This window comes from Microbacterium indicum DSM 19969 (assembly GCF_000422385.1).
Lineage (GTDB): Bacteria > Actinomycetota > Actinomycetes > Actinomycetales > Microbacteriaceae > Microbacterium > Microbacterium indicum.
Map to the genome: position 1 here is coordinate 14,344 of NZ_AULR01000011.1, position 26,604 is coordinate 40,947.

At 71.2% G+C, this 26,604-nt stretch carries 25 protein-coding genes and 1 tRNA gene; 14 read left to right on the forward strand and 12 right to left on the reverse strand.

The window, feature by feature from the left end; genetic code table 11:
• Positions 1 to 9: 9 nt before the first annotated feature.
• From H576_RS0108670 to H576_RS0108680, 3 genes are read right to left on the reverse strand one after another with little or no spacing between them, the layout of a single operon-like run.
• On the reverse strand, positions 10 to 765 hold the full coding sequence (locus tag H576_RS0108670) for an ABC transporter permease (protein WP_051172482.1): 756 nt from the start codon (positions 763 to 765) through the stop codon (positions 10 to 12).
• Entirely contained in the window at positions 762 to 1,520 is a 759-nt protein-coding gene (locus H576_RS0108675) for an ABC transporter permease (RefSeq protein WP_029150614.1), read from the reverse strand. The genes H576_RS0108670 and H576_RS0108675 overlap by 4 nt, the downstream gene beginning before the upstream one ends.
• Entirely contained in the window at positions 1,517 to 2,332 is an 816-nt protein-coding gene (locus H576_RS0108680; protein ID WP_051172484.1) for an ABC transporter ATP-binding protein, read from the reverse strand. The genes H576_RS0108675 and H576_RS0108680 overlap by 4 nt, the downstream gene beginning before the upstream one ends.
• Before the next feature lie 196 nt (positions 2,333 to 2,528).
• Between H576_RS0108680 and H576_RS0108685 the strand changes: the two genes are divergently transcribed.
• Together H576_RS0108685 and H576_RS15035 are read left to right on the forward strand one after the other, a co-directional pair.
• Positions 2,529 to 3,908 carry an amidohydrolase family protein gene (locus H576_RS0108685; RefSeq protein ID WP_029150616.1) on the forward strand — a complete coding sequence of 460 codons (1,380 nt, stop codon included), beginning with the start codon at positions 2,529 to 2,531 and terminating at the stop codon, positions 3,906 to 3,908.
• 213 nt (positions 3,909 to 4,121) lie between these two features.
• Entirely contained in the window at positions 4,122 to 4,658 is a 537-nt protein-coding gene (locus tag H576_RS15035) for an NADPH-dependent FMN reductase (protein ID WP_156888186.1), read from the forward strand.
• A gap of 36 nt (positions 4,659 to 4,694) precedes the next feature.
• Here H576_RS15035 and H576_RS0108695 read toward each other — a convergent pair whose 3' ends face one another.
• The 7 genes from H576_RS0108695 to H576_RS0108725 all read right to left on the reverse strand — a co-directional run bounded on the left by H576_RS0108695 (position 4,695) and on the right by H576_RS0108725 (position 12,903).
• On the reverse strand, positions 4,695 to 5,630 hold the full coding sequence (locus tag H576_RS0108695; protein ID WP_029150617.1) for a DUF1177 domain-containing protein: 936 nt from the start codon (positions 5,628 to 5,630) through the stop codon (positions 4,695 to 4,697).
• Between the two features lie 42 nt (positions 5,631 to 5,672).
• Positions 5,673 to 6,344, reverse strand: coding sequence for an AroM family protein (locus H576_RS0108700; protein WP_211215793.1), 672 nt, complete (start codon positions 6,342 to 6,344; stop codon positions 5,673 to 5,675).
• 8 nt (positions 6,345 to 6,352) lie between these two features.
• Positions 6,353 to 8,023, reverse strand: coding sequence for an ABC transporter ATP-binding protein (locus H576_RS15040; protein ID WP_051172486.1), 1,671 nt, complete (start codon positions 8,021 to 8,023; stop codon positions 6,353 to 6,355).
• 6 nt (positions 8,024 to 8,029) lie between these two features.
• Positions 8,030 to 9,310: a M20 family metallopeptidase gene (locus H576_RS0108710; RefSeq protein WP_029150619.1), complete on the reverse strand. Its 1,281-nt coding sequence runs from the start codon at positions 9,308 to 9,310 to the stop codon at positions 8,030 to 8,032.
• A 104-nt stretch (positions 9,311 to 9,414) separates the two neighbouring features.
• The gene (locus H576_RS0108715; protein WP_029150620.1) at positions 9,415 to 10,989 is read right to left on the reverse strand and encodes an ABC transporter substrate-binding protein; all 1,575 of its coding nucleotides are present in this window, start codon (positions 10,987 to 10,989) and stop codon (positions 9,415 to 9,417) included.
• 50 nt (positions 10,990 to 11,039) lie between these two features.
• Entirely contained in the window at positions 11,040 to 11,903 is an 864-nt protein-coding gene (locus tag H576_RS0108720) for an ABC transporter permease (RefSeq protein WP_051172488.1), read from the reverse strand.
• Positions 11,893 to 12,903, reverse strand: coding sequence for an ABC transporter permease (locus H576_RS0108725; protein ID WP_029150622.1), 1,011 nt, complete (start codon positions 12,901 to 12,903; stop codon positions 11,893 to 11,895). The genes H576_RS0108720 and H576_RS0108725 overlap by 11 nt, the downstream gene beginning before the upstream one ends.
• A gap of 188 nt (positions 12,904 to 13,091) precedes the next feature.
• Between H576_RS0108725 and H576_RS0108730 the strand changes: the two genes are divergently transcribed.
• The 6 genes from H576_RS0108730 to H576_RS0108755 all read left to right on the forward strand — a co-directional run bounded on the left by H576_RS0108730 (position 13,092) and on the right by H576_RS0108755 (position 18,485).
• Entirely contained in the window at positions 13,092 to 13,925 is an 834-nt protein-coding gene (locus H576_RS0108730; protein WP_029150623.1) for an IclR family transcriptional regulator, read from the forward strand.
• A 14-nt stretch (positions 13,926 to 13,939) separates the two neighbouring features.
• Positions 13,940 to 14,674, forward strand: coding sequence for a dipeptidase PepE (pepE, locus tag H576_RS0108735; RefSeq protein ID WP_029150624.1), 735 nt, complete (start codon positions 13,940 to 13,942; stop codon positions 14,672 to 14,674).
• A gap of 27 nt (positions 14,675 to 14,701) precedes the next feature.
• Positions 14,702 to 15,721 carry a zinc-dependent alcohol dehydrogenase family protein gene (locus tag H576_RS0108740; RefSeq protein WP_029150625.1) on the forward strand — a complete coding sequence of 340 codons (1,020 nt, stop codon included), beginning with the start codon at positions 14,702 to 14,704 and terminating at the stop codon, positions 15,719 to 15,721.
• A gap of 94 nt (positions 15,722 to 15,815) precedes the next feature.
• Positions 15,816 to 16,511 carry an endonuclease NucS gene (nucS, locus tag H576_RS0108745; protein ID WP_029150626.1) on the forward strand — a complete coding sequence of 232 codons (696 nt, stop codon included), beginning with the start codon at positions 15,816 to 15,818 and terminating at the stop codon, positions 16,509 to 16,511.
• A 51-nt stretch (positions 16,512 to 16,562) separates the two neighbouring features.
• Positions 16,563 to 17,231 carry an HAD hydrolase-like protein gene (locus tag H576_RS0108750; RefSeq protein ID WP_036320131.1) on the forward strand — a complete coding sequence of 223 codons (669 nt, stop codon included), beginning with the start codon at positions 16,563 to 16,565 and terminating at the stop codon, positions 17,229 to 17,231.
• A gap of 9 nt (positions 17,232 to 17,240) precedes the next feature.
• The gene (locus H576_RS0108755) at positions 17,241 to 18,485 is read left to right on the forward strand and encodes a hypothetical protein (protein WP_029150628.1); all 1,245 of its coding nucleotides are present in this window, start codon (positions 17,241 to 17,243) and stop codon (positions 18,483 to 18,485) included.
• A 64-nt stretch (positions 18,486 to 18,549) separates the two neighbouring features.
• On the opposite strand, the gene H576_RS0108760 is transcribed toward H576_RS0108755, so the two are convergent.
• Positions 18,550 to 18,756 (reverse strand): cold-shock protein, encoded by a 207-nt coding sequence (locus tag H576_RS0108760; RefSeq protein ID WP_029150629.1) that lies wholly within the window; start codon positions 18,754 to 18,756, stop codon positions 18,550 to 18,552.
• 307 nt (positions 18,757 to 19,063) lie between these two features.
• A tRNA-Leu gene (locus H576_RS0108765) sits at positions 19,064 to 19,147 on the reverse strand.
• A 159-nt stretch (positions 19,148 to 19,306) separates the two neighbouring features.
• On the opposite strand from H576_RS0108765, the gene H576_RS0108770 reads away from it, so the two are divergent.
• Genes H576_RS0108770 through H576_RS15045 form a run of 6 tightly spaced genes read left to right on the forward strand, consistent with a single transcriptional unit; the run spans position 19,307 to position 26,536 of the window.
• Positions 19,307 to 20,041 carry an FHA domain-containing protein gene (locus H576_RS0108770; RefSeq protein ID WP_029150630.1) on the forward strand — a complete coding sequence of 245 codons (735 nt, stop codon included), beginning with the start codon at positions 19,307 to 19,309 and terminating at the stop codon, positions 20,039 to 20,041.
• Positions 20,038 to 20,577 (forward strand): FHA domain-containing protein FhaB/FipA, encoded by a 540-nt coding sequence (locus H576_RS0108775; protein ID WP_029150631.1) that lies wholly within the window; start codon positions 20,038 to 20,040, stop codon positions 20,575 to 20,577. The genes H576_RS0108770 and H576_RS0108775 overlap by 4 nt, the downstream gene beginning before the upstream one ends.
• Positions 20,578 to 20,584: 7 nt before the next feature.
• Positions 20,585 to 21,835 carry a PP2C family protein-serine/threonine phosphatase gene (locus H576_RS0108780; protein WP_029150632.1) on the forward strand — a complete coding sequence of 417 codons (1,251 nt, stop codon included), beginning with the start codon at positions 20,585 to 20,587 and terminating at the stop codon, positions 21,833 to 21,835.
• On the forward strand, positions 21,832 to 23,217 hold the full coding sequence (locus H576_RS0108785) for an FtsW/RodA/SpoVE family cell cycle protein (protein WP_029150633.1): 1,386 nt from the start codon (positions 21,832 to 21,834) through the stop codon (positions 23,215 to 23,217). The genes H576_RS0108780 and H576_RS0108785 overlap by 4 nt, the downstream gene beginning before the upstream one ends.
• Entirely contained in the window at positions 23,214 to 24,683 is a 1,470-nt protein-coding gene (locus H576_RS0108790) for a peptidoglycan D,D-transpeptidase FtsI family protein (protein WP_029150634.1), read from the forward strand. Before H576_RS0108785 ends, H576_RS0108790 begins: the two co-directional genes overlap by 4 nt.
• On the forward strand, positions 24,680 to 26,536 hold the full coding sequence (locus tag H576_RS15045) for a serine/threonine-protein kinase (RefSeq protein ID WP_084502594.1): 1,857 nt from the start codon (positions 24,680 to 24,682) through the stop codon (positions 26,534 to 26,536). The genes H576_RS0108790 and H576_RS15045 overlap by 4 nt, the downstream gene beginning before the upstream one ends.
• Positions 26,537 to 26,604: the final 68 nt, after the last annotated feature.

Sequence of the window (26,604 nt, forward strand, 5' to 3'; positions counted from 1 at the left end):
GGTGAGGAGTCAGGCGACGCGCGCGACGACTCGGCGTTCGAGCCCGCGCGCGGCGGTGAAGACGAGGACGGAGACCACGGTCGCGACGAGGGCCGTACCCCAGGCACGCTCCTGGTCGGAGTAGCTCTGCGAGGTGGAGAACAGGGCGCCGAGGCCCTCCGTCCCCATGAGGTATTCGGCGAGCATCGCGCCGAGAACCGCGGCGGGGGCCGTGATGCGCACCGAGACCATGAGGTTCGGCAACGCGTGCATGACGCCGAGGCGGGCGAGGACCTGGATCCGCCCCGCGCCGAGCACGCGGAAGAGGTCGCGCCCGCTGTCGGGGATCGCCACGAGGCCCGACAGAGTGAAGACGAAGGCGGGGAAGAAGCAGATGAGGACCGTCGACGTCACGACGGCCGCGTCCCCGTACCCGACGACGCGGGCGATGATCGGGATCATCGCCGTCAGCGGCACCGACCGGATCACGAGCGCCGCCGGCGTGACGATGCCGGAGAGCGCCGCCGACGCCCACACGAGCACGGCGCAGGCGAAGCCGAGCATCGTGCCGCCGAGCAGGCCGACGAGCGAGACGCCCAGCGTGTACGCCGTGGAGGGCAGGTACGAGCCGAACGACGTGAGGACGTCGGCGAAGACGGCCCAGGGACGCGGCGCGACCGTCGCGGTGTAGCCGTTGAGGACGACCCACAGATCCCACGCCGCGACGACGAGCACGACGGGCCAGAGGTGGACGACGAAGCGCGCCGCCGCGCGCAGCGCCGTCACGCGAACCGCCTGACGGCCGCGCGCTGGAGCAGTGTGAACACGAGGTAGGTCGCGAGCGAGAGGATCGTCGCGGCGAGCGCCGCCGCCCAGAGCAGCTGCATCTGGTAGTTCTGCATCGCGCTCACGATCAGCAGGCCGAGCCCCATGGGCGCGCCGAACCACTCGCCGATCGTGGCGCCGAGGATCGCGGCAGGGGCGCTCAGGACGAGGCCGTCGAAGAAGGCGGGAACGGCGCGCGGCGCCTCGAGGCGGACGAGCCGCTGGATCCGGCTCGACCCCAGGACCGTGAAGACGTCCTCGTGCGGTTCGCTGCGGTTCGCGAACGCCGAGGTCATCGTCACGAACATGAGGAAGCCGACGCTCAGCGCCGCGATCACGGCCGGGGTGTCCTCGCGCCCGACGGTCGTGATGAGGAGCGGCGCGAGCGCGATCGTGGGAACGGCGTGGAGGATCGCCGAGAAGCGGTCGAGCCCGGGTCGCAGCGCCGGGATCACGAGCGCGAGGACGGCGCCGACGAGGGCGACTCCGGCCCCGATGACGAAGCCGCGCGCCGCGGAGGCGGTCGTCACGACGAGGTTCCGCCAGAGGAGGCTCGCCCCTGCGGGGGTCGCGACGTACTCGACGACGTCGGTCAGAGGGGGCCACGCGCGGCCCGCGAGCTGGAGCTGACCGATCAGCTGGGCGGCGACGAGGAGGAGGACGGCGCCCGCCACCACGTACGCGATCGCCGTCCCGCGGCGCGCGGGCGCGCTCACTCGGCCTCCACGAGCAGCGCCGTGAGCTCGTCGACGAGGTCGTGGAACTCGGGGCTGCGCGTCACGTCGGCGCCGCGAGGGCGCGGGAAGTCGACGTCGCGGATCGTGCGGACCTGGCCCGGGCGGCCGGTCATGACGACGACGCGGTCGGCGAGGATCAGCGCCTCGTCGACGTCGTGCGTCACGAGGACGGTCGTGATCCGCTCCTCGGCCCAGATGCGGGCGAGCTCGGCGTTCATCCGGCGCCTCGTCACGGCGTCGAGCGCGCCGAAGGGCTCGTCGAGCAGGAGGAGGTCCGGGCTGAGCGCGAGCGCCCGTGCGATCGACGCGCGCTGCCGCATGCCGCCCGAGAGCTGCTTCGGGCGCGCCTTCTCGAAGCCCGAGAGCCCGACGAGGTCGATGAGCCCGTCGACGCGCTCGGCGTCGAGCGGCCGCCCCGCGACCTTGAAGGGGAGCGCGATGTTGCCGCGCACGGATGCCCACGGCAGGAGCGCGTGCTCCTGGAAGGCGACGCCGAGGCGGTGCTGCTTCGCGAGCCGGTGGGGGTCGTCGCCGAAGATCTCGACGGATCCGCTGCTCGGGGTCTCGAGGCCGGCCATCATGCGGAGCACCGTGGACTTCCCGCACCCCGAGGGGCCGATGATCGCGACGAACTCGCCCTCCGCGACCTCGAGGTCGACGGTGCCGAGGGCCCGCAGGTCCTTGCCGCGCCCGAGCGGGAACACCTTGTCGATGCCGTCGATCCGCACCGCGGCCTGCGCCCGCGGGTCGGCGACGTCGACGGGCTTCGTGAGGGGTGGTGCCGAGGTCATAACGCGCTCCGTCCGGGAGAAACCGCCGAGTGAATCGATCAGTTCAACACGGTAGGGAGCACCTGTTTCGTCCCCGTGTCGCCGCCGTGCGGGGTGCGTTACGTCGCCGGGGCCCGGGATCGGGGAGCACGTAAAAGGGTTGTTTCCGGCCGCCGTGTCGCGTGCGGGGCGCGGGCCGGATCCGCACACTGGACCCGTGCCACCCCGCTCCACGCTCCTCGTGCCCGACCAGATCGTCACCATGGACGACGCGCTCTCGGTCCTCGCCGGATCCGCCGTCCTCGTCGAGGCGGGGGCGATCGTCGAGATCGGGCCCGTCGCCGATCTCGCAGCGCGCCACCCCGAGGCGGAACGCGTCGATCTGCCCGATCGCCTGCTGATGCCGGGACTCGTCAACGCGCACCACCACTCGGGCCTGCTGCGCGGGACCGCCGAGCACCTGCCCGTGTGGGAGTGGCTACGCCTGCACATCGATCCCATGCACAGGGTGCTGAACGCCGACGAGGCGGAGGCCGCCGCGATGCTCTGCTACAGCGAGGGGCTGCTCGCGGGCACCACGACCGTCGTCGACATGTGGCGCTTCATGGACGGCGCAGCGCGCGCCGCGAGCACTCTCGGCAACCGCGTCGTCACGGTGAACTACGTCGGCGCGCACCCCGACTTCGACTACTTCGACACGCTCGACGACAACGAGCGGATCCTCCGTGAGTGGACGGGCGCCGCCGGCGGTCGCGTCATGCCGTGGGTCGGCCTCGAGCACCTCTTCTACGCCGACGAGGCGGGCCAGCGGCGCGCGATCGACATGGCGAAGCACTACGACACGGGGATCTACACCCACTGCAGCGAGTCGGAGGTCGAGCTCGCCGACTTCCATTCCCGTTACGGCATGCGACCGATGCACGCCCTCGAGCGGATCGGGTTCTTCGATGCCCCGCGGGCCATGATCGCCCACGCCGTGTGGCTCGACCAGGGCGAGGTGGACCTCATCGCCGAGCGCGGCGTCGGAGTCTCGCACAACCCCGTGTCGAACATGAAGCTCGCGAGCGGCATGGCGCCCGTCGCCGAGATGCTCGAGGCGGGCGTCGCCGTGGGCCTCGGGACCGACGGCGAGAAGGAGAACAACAACCTCGACATGTTCGAGGAGATGAAGGTCGCCTCGCTGCTCGGGAAGCTGCGCCGCATGGACGCCGCGGCGATGGACTCGTGGCAGGTGCTCCGCATGGCGACCCGGGGCGGGGCGCGCGCGATCGGGCAGGGCGACGCGCTCGGATCAGTCGAGGTCGGGAAGAAGGCCGACCTCATCGCGGTGCGCACCGACACCCCGCGCATGACGCCGCTCTTCGACGGCGGCGAGTACGCGAACCTGCACCACAACCTCGTGCACGCGGTGCGCGGATCCGACGTCGACATGACGATGGTCGACGGCGAGATCGTCGTGCGCGACGGGCGGCTCCTGACGGCCGACCTCGGCGAGGTCGTCGACCGCGTGCGCGCCCTCGCGCCCGACCTCTTCGCCCGCCGCCGCGCGTACCTCGAGGAGGCCGGCGAGCTGCAGGGGCTCTACGCGGCGCACTGACCGCGCGCGGATCCCGCGTTACGCAGAAGAAACGTCCGGCTTCCGCGGCGATACACGCGTGGGGCACACTGGGGCGTGCGATGTGAGACGTCGCGGGCCCACCGAGCCACAAGATCCCGGTGGAGTGTGGAGGAGCATCGTCTCCACGTCCCCGTGCGACGCACGCTCCTCCCGTCTTTCCCACCATTCGGAATCGATGAGAGCAGGAACATCATGACGCTGACCGTCTCGATCGTCATCGGAAATCCCAAGGCCGCCTCGCGCACGCGCAAGGTCGCCGAGCTGCTGGTCGCGAAGCTCCTCGAACCGGGGTCGTACGACGTGCGGGTATTCGACCTCGCCGACTACGCCGACGAGGTCCTCGTCTGGCCGTCAGACAAGCTGGCCGCCGCGAACGCCGCCGTCGCGGCGTCCGATCTCGCGGTCTTCGCCTCGCCGACGTACAAGGGCACGTACACGGGTCTGCTGAAGGCGTTCCTCGACCGCTACCCGGCGGGCGGCCTCTCGGGCGTCCCCGCGATCCCCGTGCACACGGGAGCCGACTTCGGCCACCAGATGGGGCCGACCTTCACGCTCGCGCCGCTGCTCGCCGAGCTCGGCGCCGTCGTCCCGGGCCGCGGGTTCTACTTCTCGCTGACGCAGATGGACGACATCGAGAGCGTCGTCGGATCCGCGGCGGCCGAGTACGCCGCGAACCTCGCGGCCCTCGCGAAGGTCGCGGGCTCGGCGGCGGTTCCTGCGGGGGTGTGACGTGCGGCCGGTGCCCCGCGGGGCACCGGCCCGGGATCATGCGCCCTGCGTGCGCAGGTGCGACATCTCGCCGTAGAGGCCCTTGATGTGGGCGAGCTCGTCGGCGTCGTGGAACGACGCGATGCCGCGGCCGAAGTCCTTCGCCGTCTCGATAGCGAAGCGCACCGCCTGGTCGACGTCGTGCAGGTCGGTCGCGCCCGTCGCGGATCCGGGCACGGCCGACTCCGTGACGATCGCGACGCCCACGACCGGCGCGGTCGTCGCGGTGCACGGCTGCACGATCGAGTTCACGTGGTAGACGTCGTTGCCGTACGGCGTGATGTCCTGCATCGTGATGGGCATGACGGCGGGCAGGCGCCCCGTCGTGCGGCTCACGATGTCGAGAAGCGTCTCCGAGACGCGCAGGATCCACCCGTCGGCGATCGTAGGCGTGATCGCGATGCCCTTGTGGTTGAGCACGCGGTTTCCCTTGGTCGTGTCGATCGAGATGATGGCGTCCATCTCGGGCGAGACCTCGTGCTCGTTGCTCACGTCCTGCTCGACGACGGATCCCATGAACGGGACGGGGTCGTGCGGCTGCGTCGGGGCGTCGGGGTCGATGTGCGTCGCGACGATGACGTCGCCGGGCAGCTGCTCGCCGCGCGCGGCCATCGCGAGGAGCTTCGCGGCGATCGTCACGGCGGCGAGCGCCCCGTCGCCGTCGCTCACGAAGCCGATCTGCTCGGGGCGCGCCCCGAGACCTCCGAGGCGGCCGAGGATCCCGAGCGTCGGCGCGGATCCTCCGGCGCGCTTGCCGTCGGATCCGGGGATCGTGACGCGGACGAAGTCGGTCTCGCCGCCGTCTCCCGCGACGACCGTCACTTCGACCTCGGCCGACGGCGCGATCGCGCGCAGGTGCTCCGCGACGGCGTCGCCGCGCACACCCGGGTCGTCGAGCAGGTCGTAGGCGGCGGAAAGGTGTGACCAGGACATGGATGTATCTCCTTCAGGGGGTGGAAGTCGGGAGCGCGGGCCTCAGGCGCCGGCGCCCAGGGCCTCGGCCGCGATGCGCGCCGCGACCGACCGGGCGACGACGACGGGAAGACCCGTCTCGTCGGCGACGGCGGCGCGCATGGCGGCGGTGTAGCCGAAGCAGTCGAGCGCGATGAGCCGGGCTCCGGACTCGGCGAGCTCGCGCGACGCGGCACGCAGCTCGGCCTCCGTCCCGGTGTAGGGCGAGGACGCGGCGACGAGGACCTCGCGCCCCTCCCCCAGCACGCCCTGGAACTTGCGCAAGGCGTCCTCACGCTGCTCCGCGAGCGGCGAGACGATGCCGACGCGCGATCCGCTCGGCGCCGCGGCGGCGACGGCGTGCGCGATGATCCGGTCGGGCACGAAGAACGGCTTCTTCGAGTCCATCTCGGGGAATGCCCCCGTGCAGGCCAGGAGGATCGCGTCGGTCTCCTGCTCGAGCCGCGCGATGATCGCCGGCAGACGCTCCATGACCGTGCGCTCGCCGATGATCGCGGATCCGCCGTCGGCCAGGCGCGTCGTGAGGACGTGGTCGCCCGGCTCGGGGGCGAAGCCCGCGATCTCGACGTCGTCGCAGCCGTCGAGCACACCGCGCTCGATGAGCTCGACGCCGGGGAGCAGCGCCTCGAGCTCGGGAGTCAGATCGATCCGGGGCGTCTGCCCGATCGTGATCACGCCGAGCCTCATGACAGGCCCAGCTCGATGATACGGGCGCGCTCGCCGGCGTCGGCGCCCGCTCCGGGATCCGCCCGCGGCACGGCGGCGAGGAGGGCGCGGGTGTACGGATGCCGCGGATCGCGCAGCACCTGGTCGACGCCGCCCTGCTCGACGACCTGGCCCGTGCGCATCACGAGCACGTCGTCGGCGATCTCGGCCACGACCGACAGGTCGTGGGTGATGAAGAGGTACGCGAGGCCCAGCTGCTTCTGCAGATCGCGCATGAGGTCGAGGACCTGCGCCTGCACCGAGACGTCGAGCGCCGAGACGGGCTCGTCGGCGACGACGAGCTTGGGCCGCAGGACGAGCGCGCGGGCGATGCCGATGCGCTGGCGCTGTCCGCCCGAGAACTCGTGGGGGAAGCGCGACGCGTGATCGGCCGTGAGGCCCACGAGCTCGAGCGACTCGGCGACGCGGTCGCGGCGTTCGGCGGCCGAGAGCCGCGTGTGTCGCGCGAGGGGCTCCTCGAGCGATGCGCCGACCTTCCAGCGCGGGTCGAGCGAGGCGTAGGTGTCCTGGAAGATGATCTGCGCCTCGCGGCGCCACGAACGCAGCGCCTCGCCGCGCAGGGCGCGCACGTCGCGGCCCTCGAAGCGGATCGTCCCCTCGCTCGGCTCGATGAGCCGCAGGACGGCGCGCCCCGTGGTCGACTTGCCGGATCCCGACTCGCCGACGACCGCGAGGGTCCGGCCCGCGTGCAGCGCGAAGTCGACGCCGTCGACCGCGCGCACGATCTCGCGCTCGCGGCCACGGCCCGTGCTGTAGTGCTTCACGAGGCCCGAGACCTCGACGAGCGGCCTACTGCCGGCGGGGATCTCGACGCGCTCGCGGGCGTCGAGCGCGTCGTCGAGCGCACGGGGTCGCATCCCGAGGAGGCGCCGCGTGTAGGCATGCTCGGGCTCGTCGAACAGGCGGTCCACGGGGGCCGATTCGACGACCTCTCCGCCGTACATGACCGACGCGCGCTGGCAGGTCTGCGCGACGACGCCGAGATCGTGGGTGATCAGGAGGACCGCGGTGCCGTGGTCGCGCTGGAGCCCGACCATGAGGTCGAGGATCTGCGCCTGGGTCGTCACGTCGAGCGCCGTCGTCGGCTCGTCCGCGATCAGCAGACGCGGCTCGCACGACATGGCGATCGCGATCATGACGCGCTGGCGCATCCCGCCGGACAGCTGGAAGGGGTGCTCGCGCATCACGCGCTCGGCGCGGCGGATCCCCACCATCTCGAGCAGCTCGATGCCGCGCGTCCACGCGGCGCGGCGCCCCATCCCGCGGTGGCGACGCAGCGGCTCGGTGAGCTGGTCGCCGATCGTGAAGACGGGGTTCAGGGCCGTCATGGGCTCCTGGAAGATCGTGCCGACGCGGCCGCCCCGGATCTCCCGGAGCCGCCGCGGGGCGGCGCCGACGAGATCCTCGCCGTCGAAGCGGATGCTGCCGCCGACGATCCGGGCGGCGGGCGTCGGCAGCATCCGCAGGATCGACATGGCGGTCATGCTCTTGCCGCTGCCGGACTCGCCGACGAGGCCGAGCATCTCCCCCTCGCCGATCTCGAGGCTGACGCCGTCGACGGGCGTGACGACGCCGCGGGCGGTGGGGATCTCGACCCGCAGGTCGTCGATCGTGAGCAGGGCGGACATCGTCGGCTACTCCCCCGCGAGCCCGAGGTAGCGCAGGGTCGTGAGCGCGTAGACCTTCGCGGCGAGGATGACGTCGGCCGCGGGGGCCTTCTCGTCGAAGCCGTGGATCGTCGCGAGCTCCGCCGGACCGTACTGCAGCACGGGGATCCCGTGCGAACGGAAGGTGCGCGCGTCGGACGACGCCCACTGCAGGACGCCCTGGGCCTCGGGGTCGCTGATGTCGCGGAGGACGCCGATCAGCTCGCGCACGATCGGGTCGGACGGCAGGGTCCAGTTCGGCTCGCTCATGAAGCCGAGAGGCTCGATCTCGGCGGGGATCCCCTGCTCGTCGAGGATCTCGCGCACGCGGGCGTTGACCTCGTCGCGCGTGAGCCCGATGGGGACGCGGGTGTCGATCTCGACGACGGCGCGGTCGGCCACGACGTTGGTCGACGTGCCGCCCGAGACCGTGCCGACGTTGACCGTCACGTGCTCGAACACCTGGCCGATGCCGGGCTGGTAGCCCTCGCGCTCCTCGGCGTAGACCTTCGAGTCCTCGATCAGCCCGCGGACGTCCTCGGGAGCGTTCGGGACCATGTTCCAGAGGTCCTGGAGCGCGACGATCGCCTTCGCGGCGAGGAGGTTGGCGTTCACGCCGTGGAGCGGCTGCAGGCTGCCGTGGCCCGGCCGGCCCTCGATCGTGAGGCGGAACCAGTTGCTGCCCTTCTGCCCGATCGTCGGGTGCGAGCGCTCGGCCGGCTCAGCGATGATCCCCGCCGTCGCGCCCGCGATGTGGCCCTGGTCGAGGACCCAGTCGGCGCCGCGACGGCCGCCGACCTCCTCGTCGCAGACGCCGAGGAAGCTCAGCTTGCCGCGGATCGGGACCTCGAGCTCCGCGAGCAGGCCGTACACGAACAGCGCTCCCGCGAGGCCGGCCTTCATGTCGCTCGCGCCGCGCCCGCGCAGCCAGCCGTCGACGACGTCGCCCGCGAAGGGCGGGAACGACCAGCGCGACACGTCGCCCACGGGCACGACGTCGTAGTGGCCCGACAGCACGAGGTACCGCTCGTCGTCCGCGGCCTCGCCGCTGTGCGAGAGGACGTTGACACGCCCGTCGCCGGCGTCGAGGACCTGCGCGTCGAGGCCGCGCGAGCGGAGGTAGTCGGCGGTGAACGCGGCGATCTCCGTGCAGTCGCCCGACGGGTTCTCGCTCGGGATCCGGATCATGGCCCCGGCCAGCTCGAGCAGCTCGTCGGCTCGCTCGTCGATGGCCCGTACGAGCCGGTCCTCCCAGTTGTCCGCGCTCATCGCGTGGTTCCTTTCGATCGTGCGGGTGATGCGGGAGGGGCGGGCGGATCCCCGCCCCTCCGGGTGACGTGCCCCCGCGTCGCGGGCGCCGTCCGGTGTCGGTGTCAGTCCTCGACGCTCAGCTGCGCGAAGCGGACGATCCCGTCGGGGTACGAGGTGTACCCCGTGGTGCCCTCCTGCAGGCCGACCACGATGTTGTACTCGTAGAGGTACGCCCACGGCGCGTCCTCGGTGATCAGTGCCTGCATCTGCGCGTAGTACTCGTTGCGCACGTCGACGTCGGGCTCGGCCGCGGCCTTCTCCCAGAGCGCGTCGACCTCGGCGTTCGAGTAGTTCATGTAGTTGCTCGAGGTGTCGGTCGTGAGCAGCAGACCCAGGTGGTAGCCGGGGTCGTTGACGAACGAGGTCCAGCGCGAGATGTACGCCTGCACCTGGCGGGTGTCGAGGGCGTCGAGGAACTGCGCGCGGGCCATGTTCGTGATGTTCATGGTCACGCCGATCTTCGCGAGCTCGGCCTGGATCAGGACGGCGTCATCTGCCCAGTCCTGGAATCCGCCGCCGAGGGTGAAGTCGAAGGTGAAGCCGTCGGGGTACCCGGCCTCCGTGAGGAGCTCCTTCGCCTTGTCGAGATCCTCGTGGTACGCGTACGTCGAGTCGTCGAAGCCGGGCATCGAGCTCGGGACCGAGGAGGTCATGGGGCTCGCCTGACCCTGCATGACGTCGTCGATGAGCGCGTCGGTCGGGATCGCGTAGCTGATCGCCTGGCGGACCTTGGGGTCGTCGAAGGGCGCGATCTCGTTGTTCATCGCGAAGAAGAGCTCTTTGTTGCTGGCGCGCGAGTCGATCACGACCCCGTCGGTGTCCTCGAGCGTCGCGACGTCCTTCGCCGGCAGCTCGAGCGCGAGGCCGACCTCGCCGCGGCTCAGCAGCTGCACGCGGTTCGACGCCTCGCTCACGAAGCGCACCGTGACGTCGTCGATCTGCGGCTCGGCGCCCCAGTAGTCGTCGTTGCGGGTCAGCGCGGCCTCGGTCGCGGGATCCCACGAGTCGAGCACGTACGGGCCGCTTCCCGCCGTGTTCTGCGCGAGCCAGTCCGCGCCGCCGTTCTCGTCGACGAGCGCCGTGTCGACGATCGAGAACGAGTACATGGGCAGGATCTGCAGGAAGAGGTGGTTCGGCCCCGTGAGGGTGATCGTCACGGTGTGGTCGTCGACCGCCTCGTAGGAGTCGATGCCCGCCATGTCGTAGAGGAAGCTCGCGCTCGACGAGGCCTTGATGAGGTCGAGCGAGCCGACGACGTCGGCGGAAGTGAGCGGGTTGCCGCTCTGGAAGGTCACGTCGTCGCGCAGGTGGAACGTGTACTCGGTCGCGTCGTCGTCGACGTCCCACGACTCGGCGAGCATGGGCGAGATCGAGTCGGTCTTCGCCGTGGCCTGGCCGTCGACCACCTCGGTGTCGTAGGTGACGAGCTGGTCGTACGCCGCGAGCACGAAGGTGTCGCTCGTGACGTCGTTCGCCTCGTAGGGGTTGAGGGTCGTGCCGCCCTCCGAGTAGGCGGCCGTGAGCGACACGGGCGCGTCGTCTCCCGAGTCGGCCGAGTTGGCGTTGCTGTTGGCGCTGCAGCCGGCGAGCAGCGCACCTGCCGCGGTCAGCGCCACGATGGCGCGGAACTTCTTCATGCGTTCTCCTGTGCGAGGGGTCGGGTGGTGCGGGACGGGAAGGCGGCGCGTCATGCCGTGGTGCGCAGCCGGGGGTCGAGGACGTCGCGCAGCGCGTCTCCGAACAGGTTGAAGCCGAGGATCGAGGTCGCGATCGCGAGGCCGGGGAAGACCGTCAGCCACCACTCGCCGCTGATGATGTAGCCGCGGCCGTCGCTGATCATGACGCCCCACTCGGCGGTCGGCGGCTGCGCCCCGAGGCCGATGAAGCTGAGGGACGCGGCCGTGAGGATCGCGTAGCCCATGCCGAGAGCGGCGCGGACGACGATCGGCGCGAGCGCGTTCGGCACGATGTGGCGCAGCAGGATCACGGGCGTCGAGAGACCGAGCGCGCGGCCCGCCTCGACGAACTCTCTCTCGCGGAGCGCCGTCGTCTGACCGTACGTGATGCGGGCGAACTCGGGGATGCCCACGATGCCGACCGCGACCATCGCGCTTCCGACGCCGGGGCCGAGCGACGCGGCGATCGCGAGGGCGAGCACGAGCGAGGGGAACGCGAGCATGACGTCCATGACGCGCATGATCAGCGATCCGACCCAGCCGCCGACGTAGCCGGCGACGCCGCCGAGCGGCACGCCGATCACGATCGAGATCGCGACGGCGATGAGGCCGGTCCAGAGCGAGAGCCGGGCGCCCGACAGGACGCGCGTGAGGATGTCGCGTCCGAAGTTGTCGGTGCCGAAGAGGTGCGCCCAGCTCGGGGGATCCAGCAGCGGCCCGACGGCGGTCTCGGCCGCGCCGTAGGGGCTCACGACGCCGACGAGCAGAGCGCCGAGGGTCCAGACGAGGACGACGCCGAGCCCGAGCATACCGAGGCGGTTGCGGAGCAGGAGGCGGACGAATCCGGTCCCGCGGGTCTTCATCTCAGGAGGCATGGCGGATCCTCGGGTCGATCGCGGCCTGTGCCAGGTCCACGAGGAGGTTGACGACGAGATACACGGCGGCGGACAGCAGCGTGAAGGCCTGCACCGGCGCGTAGTCGGTCGCGAGGATCGACTGCGTCACGTAGGAGCCGACGCCGGGCCAGCTGAAGATCGTCTCGGTCAGGACCGCGCCGGCCATGAGCTGCCCGAACTCGAGCCCGATGACGGTGACGACGGCCGGGGAGGCGTTGCGGAAGGCGTGCTTCCCGATGACCACGAGCGGAGGCAGGCCCTTCGAGGTCGCGGTGCGAACGTAGTCCTGGCCGATGACCTCGAGGGTCGCCGAGCGGGTCATGCGCGAGATCATCGCGGTCGCGCCGGTCGCGAGGACGAGGGCGGGCCAGATGATGTGCGCGAGGCTCGACCCCAGGGCGACGGTGTCGCCCGACAGGATGCTGTCGACGATGTAGAGACCCGTCGCGTGCGTCGGCGGGTTGACGCTGTCACCGATCCGACCCGTCGGCGCCGGCGCGACGTCGAGCTGGAAGTAGAACACGAAGATCACGAGCAGGCCGAGCCAGAACAGCGGCATCGACGCGCCCACGAGCGTGATGACGCGCGTGACGTGATCGATGAGCCTGCCGCGGAAGACGGCGCTCGCGATGCCGAGCGGGACGCCGATGACGACCGCGATGACGAGCGCCGCGAGGGCGAGCTCGACGGTCGCGGGGATCCGCGTCGCGAGATCCTGGGCGACGGTGTGGCCCGTGTGCCACGCGTAGCCGAGGTCGCCGCGGAAGAGGCCGACGACGTAGTCGACGAACTGCAGGGGCAGCGGGCGGTCGAGGCCCATCTGCTCGCGGATCTTCTCGACCGTCGAGGCGTCGGCCTGGTCGCCGGCGAGCGTGCGCGCGGGGTCGCCGGGCAGGACGCGCGTGATGAGGAACACGGCCACGATCACGCCCAGCAACGCGGGAACCATCGCCAGGACGCGACGGAGGACGAACTGCATGGGACTCACTTTCGGGAGGGTGGGCTCTGTGCCCGGTTCGGATGAGCCTCCCGTGCGTGGATCAGAGAACGCAAGCCAATCCCACTATTTGAAAGTTACAACCACATTTCGATACGTCCTGCTACGGTGACGCTCGTGCGGACGCCGCCCGTCGGCCGCCGGATCCCCTCTGACAAGGAGCCCCACGCGTGGCGACAGACGACGACCGGACGTCCTCCCCCCTCCAGACCGTCGACCGCGCGCTGCAGATCCTCCTGTCGTACAGCGAGTCGCGGCGCGACTGGGGCGTGCACGAGCTCGCCGAGGAGTTCGGCTTCAACAAGTCGACGAGCCAACGGCTTCTCGCGGCCCTCGCGGCCCGCGGGTTCCTCATCGCCGACCCCTATACGCGCCGGTACAGCCTCGGCCCGGCCATGTGGCACATGGCGGCGCTGTGGGAGCGGGGCGGCGGTCTCGCGCGCCTCGCCGAGCAGGTCCTCACCGACCTCGCCGAGAAGACGGGGCGCACCGCCTCGTTCACGATCCCCGACGGGTTCCACGTGCGCTGCATCGCCGCCGTCGACGGAGACCAGGGCCCCGTGCGATCCCATCCGCTCGTCGGCGACCTCTACCCCGCCCACGCGGGGGCGACGTCGCGCGCGTACTTCGCGTTCCTCGACCCGCTCGTCCGGCGCAACATGCTGAGCGGCCGCCCCTTCGCCCGCTTCTCCGAGCTGACCGAGGTCGACGAGGCGAAGCTCGAGCGGCTGCTCGACGAGACGTACCGCGCGGGATCGGCGTACTCCGAGGGCGAGTACGACCCCACGACGCGGGCGATCGCCGTGCCGGTGCTCATCGGATCCACCCCGGCCGGATCCATGTCGCTCGTCGAGCCGAAGGTCGTCGAATACGACGACGACCTGCGCGACCACCTCGACGACCTGCAGGCCGCGGCGCGGCAGCTCGCCGACCTGCTCTCGAACCGCGCGCCGTCCGCGCCGCACCGCGACTGGCGGCGCGGCCGATCGCGGCGCACCTCCTGACCGAAGGGACCCCCGTGAACCTCCTGCTCCTGTCGAACTCGACGAACCACGGATCCGCCTACCTCGAGCACGCGCTCGACGTCGTCGCCGGATTCCTCGACGGCGCCGCCCTGACGTTCGTGCCGTACGCGCTGGCCGATCACGACGCCTACACGCGCAAGGTCGCGTCGGCGCTCGCCGCCCGCGGGATCTCGGTCGCGGGCGCCCACGCGGCCGCCGATCCCGCCGCGGCGATCCGCGACGCCGAGGCGGTCTTCGTCGGGGGCGGCAACACCTTCCGGCTGCTCGACGCGCTGCAGCGCACGGGGGCGCTCGACGCGATCCGGGAGCGCACCGCCGACGGCATGCCCTATATGGGCGCGAGCGCGGGGACCAACATCGCGGGTCCGACCATCCGGACGACGAACGACATGCCGATCGCCCAGCCCGCGTCGTTCGAGGCCCTGGGGCTCGTGCCCTTCCAGCTCAACCCGCACTTCCTCGACGCCGACCCGGCGTCGACGCACAACGGAGAGACGCGCGAGCAGCGGCTCGCCGAGTTCCTCGAGCAGAACGACGCCGCGATCCTCGGGCTGCGCGAGGGCACCTGGCTCTCCGTCGACGGATCGACGGCCGCGGTCGGGGGATCCGCCGTCTCCCCGGCGGCGCCGGGTCCCGCCCTGGTGTTCGAGCGCGGGGCGGCGCCGCGCGAGGTGTCGGGCGACGTGTCGGAGCTCCTCGGGCGCGTGCCCGCGTTCGACGCGGTGTGAGCCCCGCGCGGCGCGACAATGGATGCCATGCGCGCCGTCACCTATGCCGCCTTCTCGGGCCCCGTCGAGGTCTCTGAGGTACCGCGCCCTGAGGCACCTGCGCACGGGGTCGTCGTGCGGGTCGAGGCCACGGGCCTCTGCCGCAGCGACTGGCACGGCTGGGCGGGTCACGACGACGACATCTCGCTCCCCCACGTGCCGGGGCACGAGCTCGCCGGGGTCGTGGCCGAGGTCGGCGCGGGCGTCGAGAGGTGGGCGGTCGGCGACCGGGTCACGGTCCCCTTCGTGAACGGGTGCGGGTCGTGCGAGTGGTGCCTGCGGGGCGACGCCCAGGTGTGCCCGGACCAGACGCAGCCGGGCTTCACGCACGACGGATCCTTCGCCGAACTCGTCGCGCTGCACGCCGCAGACGCGAACCTCGTGCGGATCCCGGACGGCGTCACCTTCGAGGCCGCGGCCGCCCTCGGGTGCCGGTTCGCGACGGCCTACCGCGGCCTCGTCGCGCGGGCGCGCGTCGAGCCGGGCGAGTGGGTCGCGGTCGTCGGGGCCGGCGGGGTCGGCCTCAGCGCCGTGATGATCGCGCAGGCGCTCGGCGCGCGCCTCATCGCGATCGACCGCAGCGAGACGGCGCTCGCGGCCGCGCGCGAGCTCGGGGCCGAGACGGTCGTGAGCGACGACGACGCGACCCGGCGGGTCTCGGAGATCACGGGAGGCGGCGCGCACGTCGCGGTCGACGCCGTCGGGCTCGACGCGACCTGCGCGACGGCGATCCTGTCGCTCAGGCGCCGCGGGCGCCACGTCCAGATCGGGCTCATGCCCGGCACGCCCCGCGTGCCGATGGGCCGGGTCATCGCGTGGGAGATCGACGTGCTCGGCAGCCACGGCATGTCGGCGCGCGACTACCCGGGCATGCTCGCGATGATCGCCGACGGATCCCTCGCCCCCGAGCGTCTCATCGAGCGGATCATCGACCTCGACGAGGCCGCCCGCGCCCTCCCGTCGATGGACACCGCCACCCCGGCCGGTATGACGATGATCCGCCCCTGAGTCTCCTTTTCTCCGTGTTTTCCCCACGCGAGGCGTGGGGAAAACACGGAGAAAAGGAGAACTGGCGGGGGGACGGGGCAGGTACCGTAGTCGGGTGCGTCTCGTCATCGCCCGGTGCTCCGTCGACTACGCAGGGCGCCTCAACGCGCACCTGCCGCTCGCCACGCGCGTGCTCATGCACAAGGGCGACGGGTCGCTCCTCATCCACTCCGACGGCGGCAGCTACAAGCCCCTCAACTGGATGAGCCCGCCCTGCCGCCTCGACCACCTCGAGATCGACGACGAGCTCGCCGCCGCGGGCGTCGTCGAGCTGTGGAAGGTCACGCACCAGAAGACGGGCGACGCGCTCACGGTGCGGATCCACGAGATCATCCACGACTCGACCCACGACCTCGGCGTCGACCCCGGCCTCATCAAGGACGGCGTCGAGTCCGACCTCCAGCGCCTCCTCGCCGAGCAGGTCGACCTCATCACGGAGGGCGCGCGGCTCGTCCGCCGCGAGTACCCGACCGCGATCGGCCCCGTCGACCTGCTCGTGCGCGACCCCGACGGCGTCGCGATCGCCGTCGAGATCAAGCGCCGCGGCGACATCGACGGCGTCGAGCAGCTGACCCGCTACCTCGACCTGCTCGGGCGCGACCCGCTCCTCACGGGGATCCGCGGCGTCTTCGCGGCCCAGGAGATCAAGCCGCAGGCGCGCACGCTCGCGGAGGACCGCGGGATCCGCTGCCTCACGCTCGACTACGAGGCGATGAAGGGCATCGACAGCGGAGTCCCCACGCTCTTCTGACTCACAGCCGCGCGGGCCGGATGCCGACATTCGACGGCCTAGGCTGGACCCATGGAATCGCCGTGGTCGTGCATCTTCTGGGACGTTGACGGAACCATCGCGGACGCGTCGGCGGGCATCCTTCCGCGCGTCGGCCAGGTGCTCGACGAGATGGGCAAGCCCCCGATCGCCGACGAGCATGTGAACCTCTGGATCGGTCCGCCGATGCTCGAGTCGTTCCAGAAGCTCGCGGGCCTCTCGCTCCCCGACGCGACCGCCGCCGTGGGCCGCTACCGCGAACTCGCCTCGAGCGAGGGCTATTCGACGGCCGTGCGCATCTACCCGGGCGTCGAGGACGTGATCCGCCAGGTCAACCGCGCGGGCGTGCCCCAGTCGACCGCGAGCACGAAGCCCGGCAACCAGGTGCTCTCGATCCTCCAGAACCACGGCCTCGCGCCGCTGTTCACGACGATCCACGGATCCATCCCCGACCCCGACGTGCTCGACACCAAGGCGCACGTCCTCGGCCGCGCGCTCGACGACATGAAGGCGCACGGCGTCGACATCTCGCGGCCGGTCCTGATCGGCGACCGCAGCCATGACGTCGAGGGCGCGAACGAGCACGGCGTCCCCGTGATCTTCGCGCGCTGGGGCTTCGGCGGCGCCGACGAAGAAGAGGGGACGATCGCCCAGGCGGACGCCCCCGCCGACCTCATCCCGCTCCTGCTGCGAGGCGCCTGACCCGCAACCATGCCGAGCTCCACCGACCAGATCCTCTCCTGGGCGATCCCGGGCGCCGTCGCCCTCGTCGCGGCGGTCGTCGTCGTGATCGCCGTGATCCTCGTCGTCCGCGGCGTGCGGCGCGGGAAGGGGGCGCGAGCTCGGGCCGACGCGGCCCTCGCGTCGCTCGGCGAGCGCCTCGTCGAACTCGACGACGCGACGACCGAGCTCGACCTCGAGATCGGCATGGCGAGCGCCCTCTACGACGGCCGGCCCCCGGCGTCGCTGCGCCGCGCACGCCTCACGGCGCAGCACACGCGCGACGACGCGTTCGCGGCGTACAGCGCGGCGAGCGCCGACGCGCTGCTCCCCGCCCAGAAGCGCGCAGAGGCCAAGCGGCTCACGACGGGGATCGACGAGGCCATGGGCGTGATCGCGGCGGCCCGATCCGACAACGAGGCGTGGATCGCGCAGCACGCGAGCCCCGCCGAGCAGATCGCGGCCGCCCGCGAGCGGATCGACGCGCTCGCCGAGCGCATGGGGGATCCCGCCGCGCTCCGCGCCGAGCTCGAGCGCATCGCCGACGACACCGAGTGGGAGGACGCCGCGCAGGCCGACGCCGAGGCACGCGACGCCCTCGCCGGAGCCGAGGCCCACTGGCAGGCCGCGCGCGACGACGAGCAGAACGTCCGCGCGCACCTCACGGCCGCCGAGAAGTCGCTCGCGCGCGCCGAGCAGAGCGCGCAGCTGCTCGAGGAGACGCACCGCCTCGTCGTGGGCGCGCGCCTCGCGGTCGTCGACGAGGCCGCGGCGGCGGCGAGCGCGATCCGCGCCGCGTCGGGGACCCTCCAGGCGGTCGACCCGCGCGAGGCCCCGCGCCTCGCCGAGGCGATCCGCGTCGCGTCGGCGGCCCTCGACGGCGCCCAGCAGATGGCGGACCGCCGCCCCGTCACCGCGAACGAGCGCCTCGCGCGCCTGCGCGACCGGCTCGACGATGCCCTCGCGGGATCCCGCACGCAGCAGCAGGAGGTGCGCTCGGCCCGCAGCGCGCTTCCCGGCACCCTCAGCGCGGCGCGCAGCGCGCTCGCGCGGGCCGAGGCCGTCGTCCTCGACGCCGAGGTCGACGCCCGCGTGCGGCTCGACAGCGCGCGCCGCGGGCTCGCCGCCGCCCGCCAGTCGCACGCCCCGGTCGAGGCCCTGGCCGCCGCCCGCGCCGCGATCGCCGACGCCGAGCAGGCCGCCGTCCTCGCGCGGAACCGCAAGCGCCGCCGCTGAGCGCCCGGAAAGAGCAGGAGCCCCTCGCCGCGATGGCGAGGGGCTCCTTGTGTATCAGCGCTGCTTACAGCGGGATGATGTTCTCAGCCTGCAGGCCCTTGGGGCCCTCGGCGACCTCGAACTCCACGCGCTGGTTCTCTTCCAGCGCACGGTAGCCCTTGCTCTGGATCGCACTGTAGTGCGCGAAGACGTCCTGGCCGCCCTCGTCCGGAGAGATGAAGCCGAAGCCCTTCTCCGAGTTGAACCACTTGACGGTGCCCTGAGTTGCCATGTACTGCCGTTCTATTGGGGCGGATGTCGGCGTAGTTTCACGCCGACGCTCACAACGTAGCCGACGAACATGACCGTGACCAGCCCCCGGACGAAAGATGACGCCGCAGAAGGCAAGAAAACAGCCCTCACCATCGGGGGGAAACAGTGAGGGCCGGACGACCGAGAGAGGACGTCCCGATCGAGGGTACACGCCTCGCGCCTCGGGATCGCACCGTTTCGCCCGGTCGGGCGATTGGATTCCGGTACGCCTCCCGCGGGATGCGCGAAGGGCCCGGATCCTCGGATCCGGGCCCTTCGATGCGATGTGCGCAAGGGGGGACTTGAACCCCCACGTCCGTAAGGACACTGGCACCTGAAGCCAGCGCGTCTACCGATTCCGCCACTTGCGCAGAGAACGTGCGAGACGAACTCAACTTCACGACATTATCACGGTGCGCGCGGGAGACGCGAATCAGGGCGCCTGAGGATCCACCCTGGGCACGACGAGGAATGTCAGACGCCGCCGTTACCATGACGTCAACCCGTGTCCGAAACCCCCGAGGAGCACCGTGGGACTGCTTGACAGCTTCGAGCGAGGTCTCGAGCGCGCCGTCAACGGCGCGTTCGCCAAGACCTTCCGCAGCGGCATCCAGCCGGTCGAGATCGCCTCGGCTCTGCGCCGAGAGATGGACACCAAGGCCGCCGTCGTGAGCCGCGAGCGGATCCTCGCTCCCAACTCCTTCCTCGTGCGCCTCTCCCCCGCCGACGCCGAGCGCATGACCGCGCTGGGATCCGGGCTCGACTCCGAACTGCGGTCGATCGCCCAGAAGCACGCGTCGGCGCAGGGCTACAGCTTCTCCGGGCCCCTCACGATCGCGCTGCAGGCAGACGACGCCGTGTCGGTCGGCACGATCGACGTCTCGAGCTCGTCCGTCGACGGGCAGGTCTCCTGGCAGGCCGCTCTCGACATCGACGGCCGGCGCCACACGCTCTCCCGGGCGCGCACCGTGATCGGCCGCGGCAGCGACGCCGACATCACGATCGCCGACCCGGGCACGAGCCGCAAGCACGTCGAGGTCCTGTGGGACGGCGAGCGCGCGATGGTGCGCGACCTCGGATCCACGAACGGATCGAAGCTCGACGGCCAGCGCATCAAGCAGGCGGGCCTCGCCGACGGCCAGATGATCACGATCGGCCGCACGAACATGGTCTTCCGCGTCGTCGCCTCCGCGGCGCCTGTCCGGCTGCCGCAGCAGCAGGACGCGACGCAGATCATCGACGCGTTCCAGGGAGGCCTCCGATGAGCACCCTCACCCTCTTCTTCCTGCAGTACGGCTTCCTGCTGCTCATGTGGGTCTTCGTCTTCGTCATCGTGTTCGCGCTGCGGGCCGACGTCTTCGGCGGCCGCGTGCGCAAGCTGCCCGAGCCGGTTCCGCAGCAGGTGACGCGGCAGCCCGCCCCGGCGGTCGCGGTGGATCCCGACGCCCGCACCGTGATGACCGACGTCCAGCGGCCGCAGACCCCCGCGTCGTCGGCTCCCGCGATCCCGTCGCGGATCGTCATCACCTCCGGCCCCAAGCAGGGGCTCGAGGTGCCGCTCGGCACCGAGTCGCTGACGATCGGCCGCTCGAGCGACGCGGGCCTCGTGATCCGCGACGACTACACGTCGAGCCACCACGCGCGCCTCGTGAACAACCGCGGGCAGTGGATGATCCAGGATCTCGACTCGACCAACGGCACCTTCCTCTCGGGCCAGAAGGTCTCGCCCTCGACCCCGCTCGCCGTGACCCCCGGCGCCCCGATCAAGGTGGGCGCCACGACCTTCGAGCTGCGGACGTAACCGGGCCGTGGTCTTCCAGGGATCCAGCGCCGCGATCTCGCACACGGGACGTGTGCGGTCGAACAACCAGGATTCGGGCTACTCGGGCTCGAATATGTTCGCCGTGGCCGACGGCATGGGCGGGCACGCGGGCGGCGACGTGGCGTCGGCTATCGCGATCAGCCGGCTGCGGCCCCTCGACACGCACTACGACTCGCCCGCGCAGGCCCAGGTCGCGCTGCGCGACACGATCTCGTCGACGGCGGGCGACCTCATCGAGGTCGCGACCGAGCGCCCCGAGCTCGCGGGCCTCGGCACGACCGTCAGCGGCATCATCATGGTCGACGACTACGCCGTCATCGGCCACATCGGCGACAGCCGCATCTATCTCTACCGCGACGGCGCGCTGACCCAGATCACGACCGACCACACCTTCGTGCAGCGCCTCGTCGAGACGGGCCGCATCACGCCGGAGGAGGCGCGCTACCACCCGCGCCGCTCGGTGCTCATGCGCGTGCTCGGCGACATGGACGCCCACCCGGCGATCGACACCTTCATCATGCCGACGAAGCCGGGCGACCGGTGGCTCCTCTGCTCCGACGGGCTCTCGGGCGTCGTCGACGAGCAGCACATCGGCAAGATCTTCGGCCGCCAGCTGCCCCCGGCGCGCACAGCCGACACGCTCCTCAAGCAGGCGCTCGACGGCGGCGCCCCCGACAACGTGACGGTCGTGATCGTCGACGTCGGCGGCCAGCACCCGCTCTACACGGGCACCCCGACGATCGTCGGCTCGGCGTCGAACCCCGACGGCGTCGCCGTGCCCGCGTCGCGCTCGATCGTGCCGACCGGCTGGCTGCACCCCACGCGCGCGGCCGCCAACGAGCCGACCCACTTCGAGCCCGACACCGAGTACCTCGAGGAGCTCATCGCCGAGGACAGGCGCCGCACGCGCCGCCGCCGGGCCACGGGCATCGCGGCCCTCGTGCTGCTCGCCGCCGCGATCGCGGCTGGCCTGCTCGGCTTCTACAGCTGGACGCAGACGCGCTACTTCGTGGGGGCCGACGACGACTCGGTCGTGATCTACCAGGGCATCCAGCAGTCGATCGGGCCGTTCTCGCTCGCGACCCCCTACGAGGACACCGGCATAGCGCTTTCGGAGCTGCGTGATCCGTATCTCACGAACGTGCTCGATACGATCTCGGCGTCCAACCTCGCTCAGGCCCAGCAGATCGTCGAGAACGTCCGGGGCTCCCTGCCCGACGACGGAGGTGACTCATGACCGACGTGGCGAACGACGCCCGCGTCGAACGCGGCGTGAAGCGCGACCTGCGCCGCATGCGCAAGGCGCAGCAGCTGCGCAACCGCGAGCTCATGCTCCTCATCTTCGCGATCGCCATCACGATCTCGGCTTTCGTGCTCGTGCAGTTCGGCGCGCTCGGCGCGCTCGACATGGGCCCCCTGACCATCATCGGCGCGATCTGCGTCCTCGCGATCGCCCTGCACGTCGTGCTCCGGATCCGCGCCTCGCAGGCCGACCCGTTCCTCCTGCCGATCGCGCTGACGCTCACGGGCGTCGGCACGTCGATGATCTACCGGCTCGACCTCGACTCGACCCCCGCGACGGCGGCGGGTATGCACCAGATGGCATATGCGGCCGTCTCGATGGCTCTCTGCGGCGTCGTCGTCTGGACGCTCGCGAACTACCGCGTGCTGTTCCGCTACACGTACATCTTCGGCTTCGTCGGGCTCGTCCTCCTCGTCCTGCCGTTCATCCCGTTCCTCAACGGCGGCGGCAACGCGACGGTGTGGATCTCGATCGCCGGCTTCAACTTCCAGCCGGGCGAGATCGCGAAGATCTGCCTCGCGATCTTCTTCGCCGGATACCTCGTCCGCACCCGGGAGAGCCTGACGTCGACGGGCACGAAGATCCTCGGCTTCACGTTCCCGCGGGCCCGCGAATTCGGCCCGCTCCTCGTGATCTGGGCCGTCTCGATGGTCGTCATCGTCGCGCAGCGCGACCTCGGAACCGGCCTCCTCATCTTCGGCATGTTCGTCGCGATGCTCTACGTCGCGACGGGCAAGACGGGCTGGGTGCTGATCGGCGTGATCCTCGCGATCGGCGGCGCCGTCGCGGCGAGCTTCGTCATGCCCTACGTGCACAACCGCTTCACGACGTGGCTCGATGCGTTCGACGACAGCCTGTACAACGATCCGGCCGGCGGCAGCTTCCAGCTCGTCAACGGCATCTTCGGCCTCGCGCACGGCGGCATGTTCGGCACGGGTCTCGGCCAGGGCCGCCCGGGCCTCACACCCGTCGCCAACAGCGACTTCATCATCCCGAGCCTCGGCGAGGAGCTCGGCCTCGTGGGCCTGTTCGCGATCTTCGCGCTCTACCTCGTGTTCGTCAGCCGCGGCGCCCGCATCGGCGTCGCGGGCCAGGACGACTTCGGCAAGCTGCTCGCGGTGGGCCTCTCGTTCACCCTCGCGCTGCAGGTGTTCATCATGGTCGGCGGCGTGACCCGCGTGATCCCGCTCACGGGCCTCACGACGCCGTTCCTCGCGGCGGGCGGATCCTCGCTCCTTGCGAACTGGATCATCGTCGCGATCCTGCTGCGCGTGAGCGACTCCGTGCGGCGCCAACCCCGGGCGGTGATCGGATGACCAAGGAGATCCGGCGGCTGAGCATCATCGTCGCCTTCATGTTCGTGGCGCTGTTCGCGTCGACGAGCGTGATCCAGGTGTTCCAGCAGGACACCCTCGCGAGCGATCAGAACAACCGGCGCACGCTGTACGACTCGTACGAGGTGCAGCGCGGTCCGATCATCGCCGGCGGCGAGCAGATCGCCCGTTCGCAGTCGACCGACGACCTGTATGCCTATCAGCGCATCTACGAGGACCCGGCCATGTGGTCGGGCATCACGGGGTACCTGAACCCCGTGCTCGGCTCGGCGACGGGTATCGAGCAGGCCGCGAACCAGGAGCTCTCGGGCTTCAGCAGTTCGGCCTTCCTCTCGCGCATCGAGCAGGTCCTCACGGGCAAGGAGCCGACCGGCTCGAGCGTCGAGCTCACCGTCGACCCCGATGTGCAGGCCGCGGCATACAACGCCATGGTCGACGCGGGGTACACGGGCGCCGTCGTCGCGATCAAGCCCGACACCGGCGAGATCCTCGCGATGGTCACGACCCCGGGCTACGACACCAACTCGATCGCGGTGCACGACTCCGACGCCGCCAACGCCGCGTACGACGACCTCAACGCGCAGGATCCGAATCCGCTGATCAACAACGCGACGTCGAGCGTCTACCCCCCGGGGTCGACCTTCAAGCTCGTCGTCGCCTCGGCGGCGCTCGAGTCGGGCGACTACACGGCCGACAGCACCTTCGACAACCTGCAGAGCTACACCCCGCCCGGCACGAGCCACGAGATCACGAACGCGACGCAGACGACCTGCGGATCGGGCGACCAGGTGACGCTCGCGACCGCGATCAAGCTCAGCTGCAACGTGCCGATGGCCGAGCTCGCCGTCGAGCTCGGGAGCGACGCGATCCTCGCGCAGGCCGAGAAGTACGGGTACAACGCCGACGACCTCGAGATCCCCCTCTCGGTCGCGACGTCGAGCTACCCGAGCGACTCGCTCTCCGACGACCAGGCCGCCCTCACGGGCTTCGGCCAGGGCCAGGTCACGGCGACGCCCCTCGAGGTCGCGATGACGGCCGCGACGATCGCGAACGACGGCGTCGAGATGAAGCCGTACCTCATCGACCAGGTCGTCGGCGACGACCTCTCGGTGCAGGAGAGCACGACCCCCAGCGAGCTCGGTCAGGCGGTTTCGTCGGATACCGCCGAAACCGTGACCGAGATGATGATGTCGTCGGTCAATGACGGCGCGGCCACAAATGCAAGAATTGACGGGGTCGACGTCGCGGGCAAGACCGGCACCGCCGAACAAGGCGGAGACGACGACCCGTACACCCTCTGGTTCGCAGGGTTCGCCCCTGCAGACGATCCGGAGGTCGCGGTCGCGGTCGTCGTCGAGAACGGCGGAGGCCAGGGCCGCAACGGCTCGGGAAACACCATCGCGGCTCCCATCGCGAAGACAGTCATGGAGGCGGTGCTCGCACAATGAGGCCAACACAGGGTGTGACATTCGGCGGCAGCCGCTACGAACTCGACTCGCGGATCGCGATCGGCGGCATGGGCGAGGTGTGGTCGGCGACCGACCACATCATCGGCCGGACCGTCGCGATCAAGATCCTCAAAGACGAGTACATGGGCGACCCGGGCTTCCTCGAGCGCTTCCGCGCCGAGGCCCGCCACGCGGCGCTCGTCAACCACGAGGGCATCGCGAGCGTCTTCGACTACGGCGAGGAGAACGGATCCGCGTTCCTCGTCATGGAGCTCGTGCCCGGCGAGGCGCTGTCGTCCGTCCTCGAGCGCGACACCACGCTGTCGCCCGACCAGACCCTCGACTACGTCTCGCAGACCGCGTCGGCGCTGCAGGCGGCCCACGCCGCGGGCCTCGTGCACCGCGACATCAAGCCGGGCAACCTGCTCATCACGCCCGACGGTCGCGTGAAGATCACCGACTTCGGCATCGCGCGCATCGCCGACCAGGTCCCGCTCACCGCGACGGGCCAGGTCATGGGCACCGTCCAGTACCTGTCGCCCGAGCAGGCCTCCGGCCACCCGGCGAGCCCCGCGACCGACATCTACTCGCTCGGCATCGTCGCGTACGAGGCCCTCGCGGGGAAGCGCCCCTTCACGGGCGAGTCGCAGGTCGCGATCGCGATGGCGCAGATCAACGACGCGCCGCCGCCCCTGCCCGACTCGGTCCCCGAGCCCGTGCAGCGCCTCGTGATGTCGATGATCGCGAAGAAGCCCGACGAGCGGCCCGCCTCGGCGGCCGCCGTCTCGCGCGCATGCAACGCCCTGCGCCGCGGCGACCTCGACGCGGCCATCGCGGCCGCGCCGATGATCGCGGCCGGCGGAGAGATGGGCGACGACGCCATGACGCGCCTCATGGGCACGACGGGCGCCGCGACGACGATGATGCCCGCGACAGCCGCGATGCCGGCCGCCGACGGCTCCGACGCGGCCGCCAAGCCGAAGAAGAAGCGCAGCCCGTGGACGGGTCCGCTCATCGCCCTCATCATCCTGCTCGCCGTCGTGGCCGCGGGAACGGTCTGGGGCCTCGTGGGCGGCTGGTTCGGCGGGGGCGACTCCGACGCGGCCTCCTCGCCGACGCCCACCGCGAGCGCGACGCGCACCGCGACGCCGACTCCGACGCCCACCGAGACGCCCACGCCCGACCGCGTCGACGTCACGGCGCTGGGCCTCGAGGGCCTCACGTGCGACGCCGCGAACCAGGCCATCAGCGAGGCGGGCGCGCAGATCAGCCTCAACTGCCAGGACGGCGACGCCGCCACGAGCGAAGACCAGGTCGGCGTGATCTACGAGATCAGCCCCGGCGGCTTCGTCGAGGCCGGCACCGAGATCACGGCGACGCGCTACGCCGCGATGGCCGACGTCCCGGCGCCGACCGGCACCCCGAGCTTCTCGGGCACGCTCGTGCAGGGCGAGCAGGCGACGGTCACCTGGCCCGCCTACTCGTCGTGCCCCAACACGACGACGACCGGCTACGCCGTGACCCTCATCGGCGCGACGTTCGACGACGGATCCACGCAGCGCGACTTCGACGCGAACACCTACTCGGCGACCATCACGATCGACGACGGCACCGCGAGCGTGCAGGCGACCTACGGCGCCTACTGCGGCGACGACCGCCGCGTCTCGGCGGGCAGCGAGGTCGCGACGGCCGAGGTCTCCGAGCCCGAGCCCACCGAGACCCCGACGCCCACGCCGACCCCGACGGCCACGGCGACCGAGGGCACCGGCAATGCCGGCGGGCGCGGCCAGAGCGGATCCGACGCGGGCACCTCGGCGAGCGGATCCGACGGGTCCGACGGATCCGAGAACTGACCGACCGTCACGTGATCGTGAAGTGCCGGCCGAACCGCGCCGGTTAGGCTGGCACTTCACGCAGTCGA